17 protein-coding genes are annotated in these 19,076 nt (G+C 38.9%); 6 read left to right on the top strand and 11 right to left on the bottom strand.

The features are described 5' to 3' along the window. Positions 1-22: 22 nt before the first annotated feature. The gene (locus B9A52_RS02235) at positions 23-955 is read right to left on the bottom strand and encodes a homoserine kinase (RefSeq protein WP_084118771.1); all 933 of its coding nucleotides are present in this window, start codon (positions 953-955) and stop codon (positions 23-25) included. Next, positions 955-3,408: a bifunctional aspartate kinase/homoserine dehydrogenase I gene (thrA, locus tag B9A52_RS02230; RefSeq protein WP_084118770.1), complete on the bottom strand. Its 2,454-nt coding sequence runs from the start codon at positions 3,406-3,408 to the stop codon at positions 955-957. The genes B9A52_RS02235 and thrA overlap by 1 nt, the downstream gene beginning before the upstream one ends. A gap of 577 nt (positions 3,409-3,985) precedes the next feature. On the opposite strand from thrA, the gene B9A52_RS02220 reads away from it, so the two are divergent. Further along, positions 3,986-4,408 carry an META domain-containing protein gene (locus B9A52_RS02220; protein ID WP_084118768.1) on the top strand — a complete coding sequence of 141 codons (423 nt, stop codon included), beginning with the start codon at positions 3,986-3,988 and terminating at the stop codon, positions 4,406-4,408. A gap of 314 nt (positions 4,409-4,722) precedes the next feature. Here the strand turns inward: B9A52_RS02220 and B9A52_RS02215 are convergent, their stop codons facing one another. The 4 genes from B9A52_RS02215 to ubiE form a co-directional block, all read right to left on the bottom strand. Further along, the gene (locus B9A52_RS02215; protein ID WP_084118767.1) at positions 4,723-5,325 is read right to left on the bottom strand and encodes a DUF2179 domain-containing protein; all 603 of its coding nucleotides are present in this window, start codon (positions 5,323-5,325) and stop codon (positions 4,723-4,725) included. An 87-nt stretch (positions 5,326-5,412) separates the two neighbouring features. Continuing rightward, positions 5,413-6,603 carry a CynX/NimT family MFS transporter gene (locus tag B9A52_RS02210; protein ID WP_231955437.1) on the bottom strand — a complete coding sequence of 397 codons (1,191 nt, stop codon included), beginning with the start codon at positions 6,601-6,603 and terminating at the stop codon, positions 5,413-5,415. A gap of 662 nt (positions 6,604-7,265) precedes the next feature. Then, entirely contained in the window at positions 7,266-8,051 is a 786-nt protein-coding gene (gene porT / locus B9A52_RS02200; RefSeq protein ID WP_084123353.1) for a type IX secretion/gliding motility protein PorT/SprT, read from the bottom strand. Next, on the bottom strand, positions 8,000-8,722 hold the full coding sequence (ubiE, locus tag B9A52_RS02195) for a bifunctional demethylmenaquinone methyltransferase/2-methoxy-6-polyprenyl-1,4-benzoquinol methylase UbiE (protein ID WP_084118765.1): 723 nt from the start codon (positions 8,720-8,722) through the stop codon (positions 8,000-8,002). Before ubiE ends, porT begins: the two co-directional genes overlap by 52 nt. Before the next feature lie 520 nt (positions 8,723-9,242). Between ubiE and yihA the strand changes: the two genes are divergently transcribed. From yihA to B9A52_RS02170, 4 genes are all read left to right on the top strand, one after another. Further along, positions 9,243-9,851, top strand: a complete 609-nt coding sequence (gene yihA / locus B9A52_RS02185; protein WP_084118763.1) for a ribosome biogenesis GTP-binding protein YihA/YsxC — start codon at positions 9,243-9,245, stop codon at positions 9,849-9,851. A 58-nt stretch (positions 9,852-9,909) separates the two neighbouring features. Further along, entirely contained in the window at positions 9,910-10,344 is a 435-nt protein-coding gene (locus B9A52_RS02180; protein ID WP_084118762.1) for a DUF5606 family protein, read from the top strand. Positions 10,345-10,438: 94 nt separating this feature from the next. Next, positions 10,439-10,744, top strand: a complete 306-nt coding sequence (locus B9A52_RS02175; protein ID WP_084118761.1) for a hypothetical protein — start codon at positions 10,439-10,441, stop codon at positions 10,742-10,744. A gap of 281 nt (positions 10,745-11,025) precedes the next feature. After that, positions 11,026-11,754: a hypothetical protein gene (locus B9A52_RS02170; protein ID WP_084118760.1), complete on the top strand. Its 729-nt coding sequence runs from the start codon at positions 11,026-11,028 to the stop codon at positions 11,752-11,754. 161 nt (positions 11,755-11,915) lie between these two features. Here B9A52_RS02170 and fbp read toward each other — a convergent pair whose 3' ends face one another. After that, positions 11,916-12,956: a class 1 fructose-bisphosphatase gene (fbp, locus tag B9A52_RS02165; RefSeq protein WP_084118759.1), complete on the bottom strand. Its 1,041-nt coding sequence runs from the start codon at positions 12,954-12,956 to the stop codon at positions 11,916-11,918. Positions 12,957-13,013: 57 nt separating this feature from the next. Between fbp and B9A52_RS02160 the strand changes: the two genes are divergently transcribed. After that, positions 13,014-14,288: an aspartate kinase gene (locus B9A52_RS02160; RefSeq protein ID WP_084118758.1), complete on the top strand. Its 1,275-nt coding sequence runs from the start codon at positions 13,014-13,016 to the stop codon at positions 14,286-14,288. 847 nt (positions 14,289-15,135) lie between these two features. Here the strand turns inward: B9A52_RS02160 and B9A52_RS02155 are convergent. The 4 genes from B9A52_RS02155 to B9A52_RS02140 form a co-directional block, all read right to left on the bottom strand. After that, on the bottom strand, positions 15,136-16,428 hold the full coding sequence (locus tag B9A52_RS02155; RefSeq protein WP_084118757.1) for an IS1380 family transposase: 1,293 nt from the start codon (positions 16,426-16,428) through the stop codon (positions 15,136-15,138). 190 nt (positions 16,429-16,618) lie between these two features. Continuing rightward, entirely contained in the window at positions 16,619-17,491 is an 873-nt protein-coding gene (locus tag B9A52_RS02150) for a fructosamine kinase family protein (protein ID WP_084118756.1), read from the bottom strand. Beyond that, positions 17,484-17,969: a low molecular weight protein-tyrosine-phosphatase gene (locus B9A52_RS02145; protein ID WP_084118755.1), complete on the bottom strand. Its 486-nt coding sequence runs from the start codon at positions 17,967-17,969 to the stop codon at positions 17,484-17,486. The genes B9A52_RS02150 and B9A52_RS02145 overlap by 8 nt, the downstream gene beginning before the upstream one ends. Before the next feature lie 85 nt (positions 17,970-18,054). After that, complete coding sequence (locus B9A52_RS02140) at positions 18,055-18,849, bottom strand: FkbM family methyltransferase (protein ID WP_084118754.1); 795 nt, start codon at positions 18,847-18,849, stop codon at positions 18,055-18,057. Positions 18,850-19,076: the final 227 nt, after the last annotated feature.

Raw genomic sequence — 19,076 nt, 5'->3', positions numbered from 1 at the left:
TCTCACATCTCACATCTCACGTCTAACCCAAAACAAACGCTCCCCGATTATTCACCTCCGAAACATAGACATCTGCTCCTAAGCCGATTTTATGAAAGACGTCTTTGGCTTTTTCTCCGGCTTCAAGGGCAATTTCTCCATTTGGGGACAGGACGAATATGGTCGGTCCGGAACCTGATATCCCTGAACCCAATGCCCCTATGGACTTGATGGCATCCCTCAATTCATAAAAGCCCGGTATCAACAATGCCCGTGAAGGTTCGGCAATGACATCTTTTAAAGATCTGCTGATCAAACCAAAATCATTGGTATATAATCCGGCTATAAATCCTGCAATATTTCCGGATTGCACGGTTGATTCCTTTAATGAAATCTGTTTTCTCAGTACACTCCTGGAGTCAGATGTTTTCAGTTCAATATGCGGATGGACCAATGTACAATAGATTCCTTTTGGAACGGGCAATTTGACAATATCCAAAGGCTCGTATCCTCTGATAAGGACAAAACCGCCCAAAATTGAGGGAGCTACGTTGTCGGCATGAGCAGATCCGCAGGCAATCCGCTCAGCTTCCATGGCAAATGGAACCAATTCCTCCTTTGTAAAGGGATTGCCCAACAAAGTATTGGTCGCGACCAAAGCTGCAGCGGCACTTGCTGCCGATGAACCCATACCTGAACCCAATGCCAATCCTTTTTCCAAATAAATATCAATCCCAATTGGGGTTCCCATTTGATCCAATAAAGCCTGAATGGCTACAGAGCAGGTATTTTTTTCCACTTCCAAAGGCAGCTTTCCTCCATCTCCGGTAATACCTGTTACACAAAGCTTCTTTTGTTCATTGAAAGAAACGGTGACTTTATCCCCCATGCCATCTATGGCAAATCCAAGGATATCAAAGCCACAGGATACGTTGGCAACAGTAGCTGGCGCAAAGGCTGTGATGGATCTGTACATTATCTGGAGATGTTACCTATTCGTATCACATCAGCAAAAACACCTGCGGCAGTCACATCTGCCCCGGCACCGGGTCCCCGGATGATCATTGGATAATCATGATAACGCTCGGTGGTAAACAAGATCATGTTGTCAGAGCCTCTCAGTGTATAAAATGGATGACTGCTATCAAGGGAGTTTAGTCCTACCTTTGCTTTGCCGTTTTCAAGCGTTGCCATAAATCTGAGTTTTTCTCCTTTGGCTTTTGCTTCTTCCAATAGAAGGGCAAATTCTTCGTCATGGGCCTTGAGTTTTTCCAAAAACTCGCCCACATTTTCTATTTCCACACAATCCGCAGGCACCATACTTTGGATGGAGATATCATCAAAATGCAGGTCCTGTTCTGCTTCCCTTCCCAAAATCAAAATTTTCCTTCCCACATCCATTCCGCTGAGATCATCTCTTGGGTCAGGTTCGGTATACCCTTTTTCTTTGGCTACTTTGACCACTTCACTGAAGGGGGCTCCATTTTCCAGTTCACTGAAAATATAATTCATGGATCCGCTCAGGACTGCTTCAATCTTAATGACCTTATCTCCGCTTAACATTAAATCCTGCAAGGTACTGATGACAGGAAGTCCTGCCGCCACGTTTGTTTCATATAAAAACTTCACACCGCGCTTATAGGCCAGTTTCTTCAAAGCCTTGTAATTTTCCAAGGAACTCGAATTTGCCTTTTTGTTGGGGGTTACGATGGCTATTTTGGCTTCAAGAACATGTTCATAAATTTCAGCCAATTCCTGGCTGGCAGTACAATCCACAAAAACCGTATTCGAAAAATTCATTTCATCCATTTTGGAAACAAATCTTTTTAGATCCATAGGCTTTGCTCCTTTGGCGTCCTCAGGTGCCGGACAATTGTGCAGGTCAAATCCGTCTTCATCAAATGCCATAAACCTGGAATTGGCAATCCCGTGAATCTGAATATCCAGATCATTTTCTTTTTGTAGCTTTTTCCTTTGAAGGGCGATCATCTTGATCAATGCCTTTCCGATTAACCCTACGCCAACCAAAAAGATATGGAGCACTTTATTTTCAGAAAGGAAAAAAGCCTCATGGAGTGCATTGAGGGCCTTTTGTAAATCAGCCTGAGAAACCACTGCTGAGATATTCAATTCTGAACTGCCCTGCGCAATCGCAAATACGTTTACATTGTTTCGCCCCAAAGCTTGGAACATCCTGCCACTTGCTCCGGGGTTATGCTTCATATTCTCACCGACAGCAGCCACTACTGCCATGTTGGAAACCACCACTACCGGATCCATTTCGGTGTTCTTGATTTCATAAAGAAACTCTTTTTCTATAGCTTCTTTGGCTGAGGGCACTTCTATGGTTTTGATGGCCACACAGATACTGTGCTCCGAGGATGCTTGGGAAATTAACACTACATTGATCCCTGCATCTGCCAATGCACCAAATACTCTTCTGCTTACTCCCACTACTTCGATCAACCCCGCTCCTTGAATGTTCAGAAGTGAAATTCCTGACATCGAGGAAATTCCTTTTATCAGTTTACCGCTGGGAGCGTCATTATTGATCAGCGTCCCGGGATGCTCAGGCGCAAAGGTATTTTTGATATAAATTGGAATCCCTTTCCGCATTGCCGGCTGCATGGTAGCCGGGAAAATGACTTTAGCCCCAAAATGGGACAACTCCATGGCTTCACTGTAGGTGAGTTGGGGGATGGTAAAAGCGGAATAAACCAATCTTGGGTCAGAAGTCATAACACCGGAAACATCGGTCCAAATCTCCAGACTTTCAGCTTGTAGCGCTGAGGCGAAAATCGCAGCAGTATAATCAGAACCGCTTCTACCCAATGTGGTAGTTTCACCCTTTTCGGTGGAAGCTATAAATCCTGTTATGACTTTCAGCCCTTTGTGTTGATGGAAATAATCCTGTATCAGGTCATTGGTTTGCGGGAAATCAACTTTAGCATTGCCAAATCTATTATTGGTACGGATTACCTCTCTTGCATCAAGATAATGTGCCGGCAAGCCTTCAACTTTTAGTGCCTCTGCAAGAATAAAGGCAGAAAGTCTTTCACCAAAGCTACCTACATAATCCAAAGTCTTAAGGGAACATTCCTTGATCAAATAAATCCCATGGAACAAGTCCTCCAATTCATTGAAACGTACCTTAACGTATGTCAGCACAGTCGATTGTTGCTGAATGGGAATCATTTTTCTGACCAGATCATAGTGTCTGTCTTCCAGGACTTTGATTTCTTCAACATAGGATTTGTCCCCTTCTCTGGCTTTATGGGCACTTTGAAGCAAAACTTCCGTGACTCCTCCCAAAGCTGAAAATACAACCGCAATTTCTTCCTGATGAAACTGACTTTTCAAAATCTGGAAAACCTTTTCGATATTTTCCTGATTGGCTACTGATGATCCTCCGAATTTTAAGATTTTCATAAAAATTGGTTTTTCTTTTTGGGATATATAATATTTTCAATCGATCCGAACCGGACCTTATGGCTAAGGGTCTATATGTGTGAGAAGACGGGAATTAACCCGTAATGGTGGTAGTAAAAAATGTGGTATTGGACATACCCATGGCACAGCTTTCATCAGCAAGGGTGCTGAAGAAATCTTTAATAATGGTGTCATTGGCTGTGAAAAACATAGTCTGTTTTTTTGATGGAGCAATCTTAAGTACAATTTCCCGAAAAGCAAAAATGTTTTTGTTGTTTTTTCAAGGCAATCATCTATTTATTATCATTTATACAAGTGAGTTGGTAAAATCTTAATCCTTTAATAATAACTCTTTCCATATATTGTTTGGCTTTGTGCTTTGAAAAGTCACCTCAATGGAAAAAAATGAAATCAATTGCGTATTTCTGTAAACAAAATCTGAATGCATCAGTTGACTTTTTAAATCCTAATTAAATTAAGTTCTTAGAATTGTTATAGTTGATTATATAATGATTTAAATTTTATATTTGCTTTTATTTATCATTTTAAACAAAAAATAATTTAAACCACTTTGATTATGAAAAAATTATCAAGCATTCTGGTACTCACTTTAGTGTTGAGTTTTTCTTCCTGCAGTTCAGTTGGGAACTTAAATCCATTGAGCCTTTTGACTGGCAATAATTGGATGTTGAATTCTTTAATGGGCAAAGCTTTAGATCCTGCAAAGTTCCTCAGCGGAATCCCTTCTTTGAATTTTCTTGATGGAGGAAAATTGACAGGTTCTACAGGCTGCAACGATTTTAATGGTGCGTTCAAATTAGATGGAAAAGGTATAAACCTAGATCCCGGCGCAATGACCAAAAAGGCATGTCAGGGTGGTGGTGAACAGGATTTTTTGTCCGCACTTGGTCAGGTTTCCAATTTCAAAGTCAATAAAGATAAATTGACATTATTGGACGGTGCAAAGGAATTGATGAGTTTTATTCCCCAGGCTAAATAACTTCATTTCCATTATAAAAATTTTGATTGCTTGGTTGAAGTTCGATTTTAAGAATTTTAACCAAGCAATTTTTTTCTTTTTTGGTTTCCCCATATAAAACCGAATTCTCTCGGGAAACTTTGAATGATGGGAAAAATCCAACATTATCAAACTCTGTCCACCCATATTTTGTCCCTAAAGGGACAGCAAATCAATCCATATTTTACTCAAAATCCCTCTGATAATTCTGGAAGAATTATCGAATCGAAATGTAAAATTCCAGCTTCTATTCTAATTTGAGAATAGGGTTAATTTCAACCAACTTCCCGAGTCTCCTATTTTCTTAATCTACTCCATACCTTAGTTGTAAACCTAGGCCTATCTTCCATTACATTCAGATCATCTTCACTGATTCTCTTGACACTTTCAATGGTATAAAATGCCTTGTCGTTCAGGGTTTTTACTTTTTCTATATACTTCTGTAAGTCTTCTCTTTTCATTACTGTGAACAGCAGGTTGACTTTCCCATACCTTCCCTCGGCACCAACACTGGTAAACCGGTAGTTTCGATCTTTCATGTATTCAATCAAATCTGGCATAGGTTCAGGTGTAATCACCCTTACCAGAACCCTGCCCAAAGCCAATTTTTCTTCAATCGTCATTCCGACAAATGTTCCCATGGCGAATCCACCTGCATAGGCTACGTACGACATGGGGTTATTGATATTCTGAAAAATCTGTCCAATGGCCAACAGCCAGATCATGGCTTCAAAGAATCCGAGGATAGGGGCGATTTTTTTCTTACCGTTAAGAACAAACATGATCCTAAGCGTATTGATGGACACATCCATTACCCTTGCACAAAAAATCAACAAAGGCATGATCAGATAGTCAAATACTTCTTTGGGGATGCCCAGGGCCGTAAAATATTCTTGCATGTCAGATAGTTTTATTTATACTGCAAAGGTAACAGCTTCGTCCAATAGAACAGGGAAAACATGAATATTGGTGCTAAAAAGGATATACTATATTACCCTGGATTTCCCGGATTTGACACCGAAATAAATAAACATCACGGAACAAAAAAGAGCCAGGTAAATCAGAAAATTCCAGTTTTGGAAAATATCAAAGGAGATTCCAAAAAGCAATGGTCCCAAAGCTGCCAAATAGTATCCCGTGGATTGGACCATTCCTGAAAGAGAAGCTGTTGTTTTTTCATGGTCAGTTCTCAATCCTATCAAAGTATACGCCATTGAGACGCTTGAACCCAAACTCAATCCAACAATGCCCAGTCCAATATAATTGACCCAAAGTACCTCTGAAAACAAGCTGGAAAATCCAACAAGATACATCAGGCCCAGCACCCAAATGATTCCCACTTGGTCTTTAAACTTTACAGCGATGATCGGTGCAAAAAAGGATCCGCTTAAACCTATAATCTGCATGAGGGAAACTACCAATCCTGCCTCAACGGGTGAAAGTCCCTTAGAAATCATCATATCCGGTAGCCAAGAGATCAAAGTGAAAAACAACAAAGACTGTACTCCCATAAACAGGCTGATATTCCAAGCCAATCTTGACTTCCACACATTTACTTTGATATGGTCATCACTTTTATTTTTATTGACGGGATGGTTCTTCACTTGTGGAACCCAAACCAAAATCCCAATAATCAGCAGTCCAATCCAAGAAAACAATGAACCTCTCCATCCCAAATCCATGTCCAAAGCCAAAGGTGCTGAAATCCCCGAGGCTATGGCCGCAAACATGGTCATTCCGGTGGTATAAGCAGCGGTAACTAATCCGATTTTGGAAGGTAGCCTGTTTTTGATAAACGGAATCAGCAAAACATTGCAGATCACAATACCGATCCCGGTCAAACCTGTTCCTAGAAATAACAGCCATGAACCTCCCAATATCCTTACAATTGTTCCTACTGCAAGTAGAATCAGGGCAAATAAAATAGCCTTGGAATTACCCAATTTATTGCCAAGGGAAGCAGAGAAAATTGAAAAAGTGGCGAATGTCAAAAGAGGCAGTGTGGTCAGAAATCCTGCCCAGCCATTGGTAAGTCCAAGGTCATCTCTTATCAATGGAATCAAAGGACCAACCGCAGTGATGGAAGGCCTTAAATTGAAAGCAACCAATAATATCCCCAATATCAAAAACCAGGATTTTTGGTGGAAAAGAAGGGGGGGAGCAGTCAGTTTATTCAAAGGCTGTGGGGTAGGTAAGTGGTTATTCCCGCTTGAAAGCGGAAAGGTGGCAATAAAGAAATTTTGAAATCAGAATCAAAACCTGTCCCATGATTCAGTCATTCCGAGTGGAGAAAATTGGTATTTACAGAAATGTTAATGACATCGGGTTCTGCGTCATTCTGAACGAGCTTTCTGAAATACTTATAGCAATGTGAAAATATTACAGCGAAGTGAAGAATCCCCTATACCTCAGGAGACTCCCCGAATCCCGATAGCTATCGGGACGGGACAGGCTTTCTCTACGTTCAGAGTGACGCTCCGGAATTCTGTCAATGGTAGTGGAGAAAATTGGCATTTACAGAAACGGAATGACATCAAGCTGCCCGTCATCCTGAGGTACGAAGGATCTCCAGCGGTCCTATTTATGATTATATTAACCGTTTCTGATCCCCATGAGATGCTTCTCTACGTTCAGCATGACGGCTGCTCCGATGATGATGTCATTGTTAGGCACGAGGGATCTCCAGCGGTACAATTAGACGGTTGAATTACTGGAAAAACTTTACCTTTTGATTCAAAATCATCCTTTCCCGGAACCTCTTGAGACCCTTCTCCCGATAGCTATCGGGATCAGGGTGACGGCAGCTCCGGTTTATGTCAATGGTAGAATTTCTATGCAACTATTGAAAATGAAGGTATAGGGTAATTGATTTTCGCCTAAGCTCAGAAATCGCGTCCCTAAATGCCGGGTTGGTTTGTTCAGGTCTATACATATTCAGTAACCCATGTGAAAAGCGTACTTCGGGTGAAAATTTGAAATATTTGAAATAGAGGTCAAAACCAATACCCAAATCTACCGTAATGTCTGTCCCTAAGGTTGCTATGTCTTCAATATCCGCTTCATCTTGGTCCTTTGTTCGGAACATGGCACTTCCTCCTCCCGTGAAAAACATCCTTGAATTGTTGAATCTTTGGGCTTTATACTTAAAGAGAAGTGGAATTTCTACCATTGTGGCTTCATTGAGGTAGGTTTGTCTACGGGTGATTACCGGGATATCCTGGTTGTTGGAGGGTGGCAGACCTTCAAAGTAATTCACATCAGTTCTGAACTCATAAAACCCGATTTTGGGTGTTAAAAGAATATTCAATTGATCATGAAGTCTGAATGTCATCAAAAACCCCAAGGAAAAACCCGGAGTAAAAACAGGTATGATACTTTGTATATCGTTGAGAGAGGAATTACTCGGGTCCAAAAAAGCATCGGAGTATTTTAATTGCCAATAATTGGTATGGGCGGCAAGGAAAAAACCATAGGAAATGAGTTTATCATCCTGTCCTGCAGCACTGATCTCATTGAATCTTGATTGACCACTTGCCTGGCTAATCAGAAAAAAAATCCCTAAGATGGAAAAGCTTACTTTTCTCCTATATATATAGAACTGATGCCGAATGTGAGCGGTTTGCATTGTGTGTTTTTAAAGCCAACTTTTTTGAGTACTGAAAGGAAATCTTCACCATCTGGAAATGCCTGTACGGATTCCGGCAAATAGGTGTAAGCAGAATTATCTTTGGAGACCAATTTTCCGATCTGAGGCAGAATATATTTGAAATAAAAGTTATATCCTTGTTTCATCGGAAATTTTTTTGGTTTTGAAAATTCCACAATCACAGTTTTGGCGCCGGGTTTTAAAACCCGGTACATATCCCGCAATCCTTTTTCGAGATTTTCGAAGTTCCTGACCCCAAAAGAAACGATCACTGCATCAAATTTATTATCCTCAAAAAGCAACTTTTCAGAATCCCCCATTTGAAGATCAATAATATGGTCCAGTTTTCTTTTGACCATTTTTTTACGCCCTTCATTCAGCATTCCTTCTGAAATGTCCACGCCGATGACTTTATCAGGGTTTAGGGCCAATGCTTCAATGGCAAAGTCACCGGTCCCCGTGGCAATATCAAGAATTAATTTTGGGTTGTCTTTTTTGAGCAGCTTGATGGCTTTTTTTCTCCAGGTAATATCTATTCCCAAACTTAAAAGATGGTTCAAAAAATCATATTTTTTACTGATGTTGTTGAACATCTCGGCTACCTGCTCCTTTTTTCCTTCCTGCTTTTCTTTATAAGGTACTACTGACATGGACTTTTCTCTAATGTTGTGCAATATTACTAAGGAAACCCGAGCAATAGAAAAATGTTGGGAATTTATGCGGATAGACTTTTTAAAAGGCGAAACTTTTTTGTTTTTCCTGCTCCTGGTTAATTTATCGACAATTATATGTTTAGATATTCTATGTAATCGCTTTCTTGCACGTATCCAAATATTGTATTCTTAACCTTGAGATTATCGAAATGTCATTTATATAGTTACTTTTTTTCTTGACAAAAAAAGTAACCAAAAAAGTCAAGACTGCGGAATCCTATCAACGCGCAAGGCCAAGGCCGGCCCGGTCCGCAGTCATTCCTCCCCGCCCGCCTCAACCTCAAAAAATCAATAAAGATTAAGGATTTTGGATAAACAAATCTAAGTGCAATGATGCGGATAGTCAGATTAGATATATATTGATATTGGTTGATATTAATGACCATAGTCAATGGAATATTTCAGACTCTAGGATTAACTTAAATTCGTTTACCTTTGTACCAAATAAAAAAATACCATGATCAAGAAAGCGGTCTTTTTGATAAGTAATACAGATCATACCAAGTGCCCTGAACCTAACAAACCGGAATTTGCCTTTATCGGGAGATCCAATGTAGGAAAGAGCTCCCTGATCAATATGTTGACAGGAAACAGCAAACTCGCCAAAACATCCGGCAGACCTGGTAAAACCCAATTGATCAATCATTTTCTGGTGGATGACAAGTGGTATATGGTAGATTTACCGGGCTATGGTTTTGCCAAAGTAAGCAAAAGCATCAAGGACACTTGGGGCAAAATGATTATGGACTATCTCTCAGCCAGAGAAAATCTTGTTGCATTGATGGTTTTGATTGACAGCAGGCTTGAGCCCCAAAAAATAGATTTGGAATTTATCACCTGGTGCGGGGAGAACGATATTCCTTTTGTTTTGCTCTTCACCAAGTCTGACAAGCAATCCAAGTCAAGAACCAAAGAAAATGTGAATAGATTTCTCAATGCGGCATTTGAGATATTTCAGGACAAACCACAACACTATATCACCTCAGCCACATCAGGAGAAGGAAAAGAGGAGGTTGTAGCCTTTATTGAAGAATTGGTCAGTGAATATGGTAAAGAGCAAAACTAATCTTTGGGCATTATAATTGAAATGATATCTTTGCAGCCTTAAATCAGAAAGAGACAAAATGAAATTCAACGAGATTGCCACAGTTTCCGGAAAATCAGGTTTATATAAAGTATTGAAGCCCACACGTGGGGGCGTAATATTGGAATCCATGGATGAGAAAAAATCAAAGCTGGTGGTAGGTGCCAATCAGCGGGTTTCTATCTTGGGGGAAATTTCCATGTACACCATGACCGAAGAAGGTGCCACGCCTTTGGAGGAGGTCATGAAAAAAATTGAAAAGGAGTTTCAGGGCGATTTAGGCTTGGATGCTACAGCTGATGCAGATGAGTTAAATGCCTTTTTGAAACATGTGCTTCCTGACTATGATGATACCAAAGTCTATCCTTCTGACATCAAGAAACTGGTATCTTGGTATAAAATCATCAGGACATTTGCTCCAGAAACTTTGGAAGAGCAAGTGGAAGAAGGGGAGTCTGAAGAAAAAGAAGCCTAATTCAGCATGATGTATTTGCTATTCAAATGGAGTGGAAACCTGATATTTCCACTCCATTTCAATTTAATGCTATTGAACCCATAATTGTCCTAAAATGAACGAGGATTTTGTGCAGGATACGATGCTTCTTCTGAAAAAAGATTTTGAGATCAGTAAGGAAAAAGAAGCAACTACCAAAGAAGACCTGATTGATCTATTGCAGCCGATTATCCAGCAAATGATCAACAGGGATTTTGAAAAACTCCTTCAGATCTGCTATAGGGTGGATCTGGGAGAAAACAAACTCAAACAGATTCTTCATGAATCGGAGCCTGAAACGATGGCTTTCGATTTGGCCAAAGCATTGGTGGAAAGGCAGATGCTAAAAATTGAGATCAAGAGGAAGTATTCAGGAAAGTGATTTACTCCTCCTTGAATTATAATTAGAATTAATCCTGGTTTTTTCATTATTCTTCCAGAATAATGAAAAAAATAAAGCTGATATGAAAATTATTGGGTTAATACTCACACCCTTAGAACTAATAAATGTTTTCGCTTTTTTTTAAATAAAAACTTTTCTTTTGTTTGCAGCGTCCCTGTTCATTAAAATACTTTCTCTTAAAAGCCCTTTTAGAATCCACCCAAAAAGGAAAGATATTTTTGGAGTTATATAAGAAAATCTCATTTAAACTTAGTTTAAGAATGAAAACAAAACCAACACTTATTATGGCAATTCTGGTATGCCTACTTCAATCAGTAAGCATACAAGCCCAGGAAGCCTCCAACTCCGAAAGATGGGAAGTTGGGATTGATGCATTGTCATTGATTGAAAAAAATGAATACCCACCGATTTCTGTTTTTTTATTGAGAAAAATCGGCGAGAATGGGATATCCCTAAGAAGTAGATTAGGCTATAGTAGGTCCTCCTTTCAAAATTTAACTGCGATACCTGGGCAATTTCCTACTCCTAATGATAAAATCTCGCGTGAAATATTCGGTCTTTTAGGTATGCAAAAAGAAATAGTAAGAAATCTTGGAATTGGAAAAAACAGCGACCTATATGTAGGGCTAGATTTTGCCATGCTATTCAAAGAAGAGTTTCATAAAAAATTTTACGGGGAGTTTGTGTCTTTCTATTATGACGAAAGTAAATATTCTGATAAAAAATATACAATCAGTCCGTTCTTAGGAGTTTCAAAACAAATTGGCAATCATTTTTCTGTGCGGGTAGAAATGGCTATTCTTTTTCAAAGAAGTAATTTCAAGTATAGCGCTGAAAGTTTCATTCTTGATGACTATGATTTTACAAAACCTTTTGACCCTTCACTTTTTAAGAGAAATGACCCATCCAGCAAAGGATACGGTAAAAATCAGACCAATTCAGTTATTACCTCACCCATCAATCAATTTATATTCTCCTACAAATTCTAGCACTATGAAAGAAGATTAAATGATTTTAAGTGAAAGAGAGATGCTTAATTTGTTTTACAGTTAGGCCCTTTGTGACCAATTTTGTTCCTTAATGCCACGAAGGCACAAAGACGGAAAGTTTAGTAAAATCTAAGCCCAAAGTATCGAAGATCCCTAATCGTTTACAAACTAATTGATCTCTCGTTTTTGATTTTCAAAAAACCCTCAGCTTCTTCCACCATTTTTTCCGATCCGATATACAATGGCGTGCGCTGATGAAGCGAGGTAGGCTCAATATCCAAAATCCTTCCAAAACCATCAGTAGCCATTCCTCCTGCCTGCTCTGCAATAAAAGCCAAGGCATTGGCCTCATACAGTAACCTTAACTTTCCCTTGGGTGATTTCGAGGTTGCGGGGTAAATATATATCCCCCCTTTAAGCAGATTTCTATGAAAATCTGCCACAAGGCTTCCGATATATCGGGCACTGAACTGCCTTTCTTTACATTTCTCTATATATTTCTGAAGGCCAGTCTCAAAAAGGTTGGCGGTGCCTTCATTGATGCTGTAGATATTTCCATCTTTCGGGGCGCACATGTTAGGATGGGAAAGGAAAAATTCCCCAAGTGATGGTTCATAAGTAAAACCGTTGACACCATACCCTGTGGTATAGACCAACATGGTGGAGGAACCATACAGCACATAGCCTGCAGCCACCTGTTGATTTCCAGGTTGCATAATATCCTGAGGAAGAATCCTTCTGCCCAAAGGAGTCACTCTTCTATAGATTGAAAATATGGTACCGATGGAGATATTGACATCAATATTGGATGAACCGTCCAAAGGATCGATGGCAACCACATATTTGCCGGAGCTGTTCTGAAGGTCAATGACTTCATCATCTTCTTCGGATACCACGGCACATACCTCACCGCCTTTGGTCAAAGCGCGCATAAATCTGATGTTGGCGATGACATCCAGTTTCTGTTGTTCTTCGCCCTGAACATTGGTTTGCCCGAAAGCACCACCGATATTCGCAAGTCCTGCACGGTTGGTCTCCCGATTTACTATCTTTGCCGCTAAGGCAATGTCCCTTAAAATCTGTGATAATTCACCGGATGCAAAAGGAAATTCATCCTGTTTGATTTTGATAAATCTGTCCAAAGTAGTCCCGACTGAGTAGGCTATGGATGAATCGCTGGGGGTATAAAGTTTTATCTTCATATTATTGGAAAAATACTATTAAATAATTTAACTTCTGAAAATTACAAATTAATTTCAATGGCAAAAACTTTTGTTTTCAAATTTGGCGGTGCTTCTGTAAAAGATGCTGCATCTATTAAAAACTTGTATGAAATTGTATTCAATCGATTGCGAAATAATACAATTATTGTGGTTTCCGCCATGGGGAAGACAACTAATGCTCTGGAAGATATTTTAGCATTAAAATTGGCGGGTAAAGATTATTCTTTGAATAGTACTAAATTATTGGATTATCATCTGAATGTTTGTGAAGAGCTTTTTGATGGGAATAGCATGATTTTCCCGGCAGTAAGGAATTATTTTTCGCAATTGGATAGGATACTCGAAGGGGATCTGACAAAGGGTAATTATGATGAGTTTTATGATTCGGTCGTTTCCTTTGGGGAATTGCTGTCATCCAGGATTGTCCAGGAATATCTTTGCTCCAAGGGATTGTATTACATTTGGCAAGATGCCAGGGAAATAATTTTGACCAATAGTGACTTCAGATTTGCAAAAGTGGATTGGGAGAGTACCGGCAAGCTTTGTCAAAAACTTTTAGCACCCAAATTGACACAGTTCCCCGTAGTTACCCAAGGATTTATAGGTGCAGATGAAAAAGGCCGTACTACCACATTGGGAAGGGAGGGCTCGGATTTTACTGCGGCCATATTGGCACACGGCATGCGGGCCAATGCCGTGACTATTTGGAAAGATGTGGACGGGGTGCTCAATGCCGACCCAAAACGTTTTCCGGATGCTGTCAAATTCGATGAGCTGGATTATAAAGAAGCCGCTGAACTGACTTTTTATGGAGCCTCTGTCATTCATCCGAAAACCATCAAGCCCTTGGCCAATCTTTCCATTCCACTTTATGTCAAGTCATTTATCCATCCGGAGGGCTTGGGAACAAAAATCCATCATGTCCAAGGCGTAAATACTGTTCCCTGTATTGTGGTCAAGGACGATCAGATTTTGGTCAGCTTCAGAGTGACTGATTTTACTTTTATCAATGAATCCCATATCCATTCCGTTTATTCTCAATTGGAGGAACTTAAATTAAGGGTGAACCTGCTCCAAATTTCTGCCATCTCCATTTCCATAGTCATTGAAAAAGAACTTTTCAAGCTGGAAAAACTCATCAACATGCTTCGCAGTCAGTTTGAAATCAGGTATAATGAAAGCCTTCAACTGATAACCGTCAAAAATCATCATCAAGCTTTGATGGAGAAACTCACCCATAACAAAGAGATTTTGCTTGAACAGATGACAAGGACCACCTTCCAGGTTTTGGTCAAAAATCACTCTCAATAAAATCATAAATCCTTTTCAGATAAACCTATTTAAGTATTCGTATTCTTGTGGAACGCAGGTCATGATCATGAAGTATTAATTATCCATATATCGATTGATATCTTCAAAAATATCTATCTATATACAACCTGCCTGCGTCAGGCGGGTATCCATTAATATCAGATTGGTTTGAATACTTGAGACATGAGTCATTCTGAGTTCCCAACATTTTGAAAATGGTCAGAAAAGGAATGAAATTAGGTTACCCCTATCTCCAGAAGGAAGGCGTCATTCCGAGTAATGAAAATTGGGGTTTACAGAAAGGGAAATGAAAATGGGTTCTGCGTCATCCCGAGTAGAGAAAATTGGCATTTTCAGAAAGGGGAATGACATCGGTTTCTGCGTCATTCCGAGGCACGAGGAATCTCCAGCGGTCCTATTTATGTTCAAATTTATCATTTCCTGAACCTCGGGAGATGCTTCTCTACGTTCAGCATGACGGCTGCTCCGAAAATCTGTCAATGGTAGGCACGAGGGATCTCCAGCGGTACAATTAAACGGTTGAATTACAGGTAAGGCATATAATCCTTTTAGTCAAAATAACCCTTTTCCTGACCCTCAAGAGACCCTTCTCCCGATAGCTCCTAAAATCCGTAAGTGACCTAATGACATTCAATTCTGTAAACCAAACCGTGTTGTTTTGAAAAATTGAGTAAAATCAAGGCTTTTGTTTTCTCTTGTTTCCGAAGTTTGTTTGTTTTTGCTGACTTGATTTACAGAATTATTGAAATTTTGAAAAGTAAAGACAGTTTTATCCAATACTTATTTTAGAGGAATGAGCCATTTTTTTTCGCAAATGTTTTTTTTATCAGGTATATACAAAAGCTGGATTATATACTTTTAGCTTCATTTGTCTGCTTTGTTTTATCCATTTTGCAGGAAGAATTATAAATCGAAAAATAAATTTTTTAATTCGGTCGGTGGGTTTTATACTTTTGCATTTAGTTGAAAAATAGTTAATCACATTATTGTATAGGTTTCTGCAAATTGCTGAAAAATAGAGGAATACTGAGTTTTTGTTTAACGAAGAAAAAGGGAGGCATTGCCAACCAAAATCATTTTTTAAGATGTCAAACTGTCTTTCCATGTTGCCCCGCTTGGCGTAAAAATTAGCGACTTCCAAATCAGTCATATCAAAATTATTGGTCAATATTGCACGGTAATCATAGGCATCCTGTGTGATTATGTTCATTTGGCCATCATTTCTTAACCTGCGTTTTACCAAAAGGCGATACGGCTTGGGAGTAGCTTTATATTCTCTGGCTTGTTGTGAAAAAGGAGTGATCAAGATTGAACCTACTTGTAATTCCCCAAATTCATCTTTGGCTGTTGTCCAATCCTGAACCTGTGTAAAATGTTTTTCCACGTAACTGTTTCTACAACCTACATAGAAAAACTCAGATTTTTCATTCAACAACTCAATGACTTCATATTGATAAGATGCTGCATCTGCTCTGAAATGTGAAACTTTTGGAGTTTTAACTTTTTCCAAAGCTCCAAACATGCGTTGTAAAGTATCAATTTGGAATGACTTAGCATCGGAATTACCATTTCTATTCTCGATGTAAAAGATATGTTCTTCGTTTATTGTACACACACCGGGTTGATAACCATAATCCCTTTTATAAGTCATTTTACTATCGCTTTTTTCATTAAAAATGATAGTATTATCGTAGTCAAGCGTCAATTCCTGAGAATTTAATACCCCAAGTTTTGACAGTATTGCCATGTTTAGTTTACATAATTCTTCATTACTATTAAATTCATGCTCAACTGAACCTCTCTTAGTTTTACAAATCTGATTTTCAGTGGCTAACTCAGACAGGCGCTTCAGTAAAGTATCAGGACTAGGTAATTTTATATAAGGATTGTTTTCAAAATGCGGCCTTAAATTGGTGTGTATATCTTCAATGCAGTCCCCACCACAATAATAAATTGACAGGAAAGAATAAAATAAATCTTTCCATGAATAACGAGAATTGGGGTTTAATTTAGGTAAAGAATCAGATAGGATATCACTAATATTCAGCTTGTTAAGGTGTTCAAAAACGAAATTCATCCCTCCAAATGCTGATATTGAATTTGATTTTACTACTTTCATTCATCGATTGTTTGTGCAACACCAAATTAGGTGAAATAATCGAAACCGCAAAGCCTTAGCAATTAAGGTTTTGCGGTATTTTTAAACATCTGTATGCGGATTTTAGGAGCTATCGGGATCAGGGTGACGACTACTCCGATTTATGTCATTGGAATTCAATTCAAGATTGAATATCCAAACAGCCTGGTATTCATATCAGCTTATTCACCGTCCTTTCAATTCCGGAGAGATAGCTTTTGCCAAAAAGCAAGAGATGGACCAATAGGGGATAGAGGTTGTAAATCGGGATTCTTTCTTCAAAATCGGGTTCAAGCGGAAAAACAGTTTCATAAGATTGGTAGAATTCTTCTTCGAATCCGCCAAACATCCTTGAAAAGGCAAGATCCATTTCGCGATGTCCATAGTAGACTGCCGGGTCAATAAGGCAGGGACTACCATTTTTCCCCCGCATAATATTTCCCGACCACAGATCTCCATGTAAGAGGGCAGGTTTTTCTTTCGGAAGTAAATTTTCCAATTTGGGGTACATTTTTTGAAATTTTTTGAAAAATTCCAAACTCAGAAGTCCTTGATAATATGCCTTACCGGCAAGCGGTTCTAGCCTGTTTTCAATAAAAAATTCCTGCCAGGAGTTTTTAGGGCTGTTTGTTTGGACAAGTGAAGCAATGTAGTTGTTTGTTGCATAGCCAAATTGCTCTTGGGTAGCCATGTGTAATTGTGCCAGCCCAACGCCCAATTCCTGCCAATACACCGGGTTGGGTCTATCTGTATCAATCCATTCCATCAATAAGAAATTCCTGTCTTCGATTTTTCCCCAATGATAGACTTCAGGAATCTGCAAGGGGGTTTTGTTCCTGAGCATTTGCAACCCCTCAGCTTCTTTTTCGAAAATGTCGGGATCAGTTTCGAAATTGGTTTTTAGAAAAAAAGACCCTGCAGAGGTCTCCAAATATATGCCCTGATTGACATTTCCTGCGGCAATTAGCCTGATCTGTTTGATTTCGGGACTTTGCCCTAGACTTAAAAAAAGTATATTTTCATAGGATTCAGGACTCTCAAACATAAATGTTATGCTCTATTTTGAGATGTTCCAGAAAATGGTCTATTGCATTGTCCAATATATGGTAAACATTTTCAAAACCATCTTCACCGCCATAATACGGATCAGGAACTTCAATATGGTCAGCCGAAGGCTGAAACTGTCTCATCATAAAGAGCTGATTGTGTTCCATACTGAGCTTATCCATTAGATTTTGGATATTTTTTTTATTCGAAAAATCCATAGCAATCAGATAATCGAATTCTCTGATATCGACTCTATTTAGCTGCCGTGCACGATGCTGTATCTTGATTTCATGTTTTCTTGCACATTGTAGTGTCCTTTCATCAGGCAATTCGCCAATATGATAGTCTGAAGTACCACAACTGTCACTGATGAATTTTTCTTCCAGTCCGAGTAAATTAATTTTATGGTTAAAAATAGCCTCTGCAAGAGGAGACCTGCATATATTGCCCAAACAAACAAAAAGGACTTTAATCATACCAGTAGCAAAGTGGATCAATAATAAAGTTAAAAGGGACAACAAGTTAATTAAAAAAATCCATCAAAGAAATGATGCCAAAAACTTAATTGTAATTTTTTGTTTTAGTAGCATACACATCTCTGCCTGCCCTATGGTAGGAATATCCAAGACCTATTAAAAAACCCTTGCAGTCTTCTTTGGTTTTTTCATTAAAATGCTCTTCCTCATATATGATAACTTCAGGATTCATTGCTTTCAGATCCAACATTTTTAAGATTTCAAAATCAAATCCCTCGGTATCTATGGCCAATAGATCAATCTTTTTGCCATCAAATTTCTTTATAAGAGATTCAGGACTGATGGCATCAATTTCGACTTCCTGTATCCAGTCTTTTTCGCTTTTTGGGATTTCGATACCTTCTTTAGCGGCTTTTTTTGCAATAGTGCCATCTTTGAATTTGTTCAAGAGCACTTCTTTTTCAAAACTTGACAGACCTGTCGCCCATCTTTCCTTGCTGAAAGAAATCGTGTACAAGATCGTTTTCCCGTCTTTGTTTGCCAAAGCAGCATTGATGGGTATGATTTCGGGTCTTTTGGCATGGATTTTCACCAAAAATTCATGGAATACATGGGGCTGTGGTTCCAACATCATTCCATTCCAATTATCTCTTTTGATAAATTTTTGGATGGGATCATAAATAAAGCCATCATTCGCACCTATTTGTAAAAAAGTAATGGGTGCGTTTTCTCTGGAATAACTGTCCAAAAATTCTGAAAGAGATCCCTTAGGTGGATGGTACACATACTTGTAAAATCCCATATAAAGAGGATTTTCAGCTGCGCAAAGGTTGAATCTTATACGGTTATAATTCTTCTTAAAGACAAATTTTAAGTTCATATTTTTGCCATGAAGATTGAGTTAAGTTTTAGGAAATCCCTGATTTTGGTGATAAGTTGGTAATTTATTCAAATTTTTGGAAAGTGACATTCCAAAAATGTAATCAGGATTTTTTTAGTAAGAATGCAAGGCGGGTAACCTAATTAGAGTTCTTTCATCTTCTTTGAAACCAAGAAATATCAATTGGCTTAAAAATCTCCTATTCTTTTCATTTTAGTAACAATCCA

It is taken from the genome of Aquiflexum balticum DSM 16537 (assembly GCF_900176595.1).
Classification (GTDB): Bacteria; Bacteroidota; Bacteroidia; order Cytophagales; family Cyclobacteriaceae; genus Aquiflexum; species Aquiflexum balticum.
Note: the sequence above shows the minus strand (reverse complement) of the source record. Positions and strands in the feature narration are given on the sequence as shown.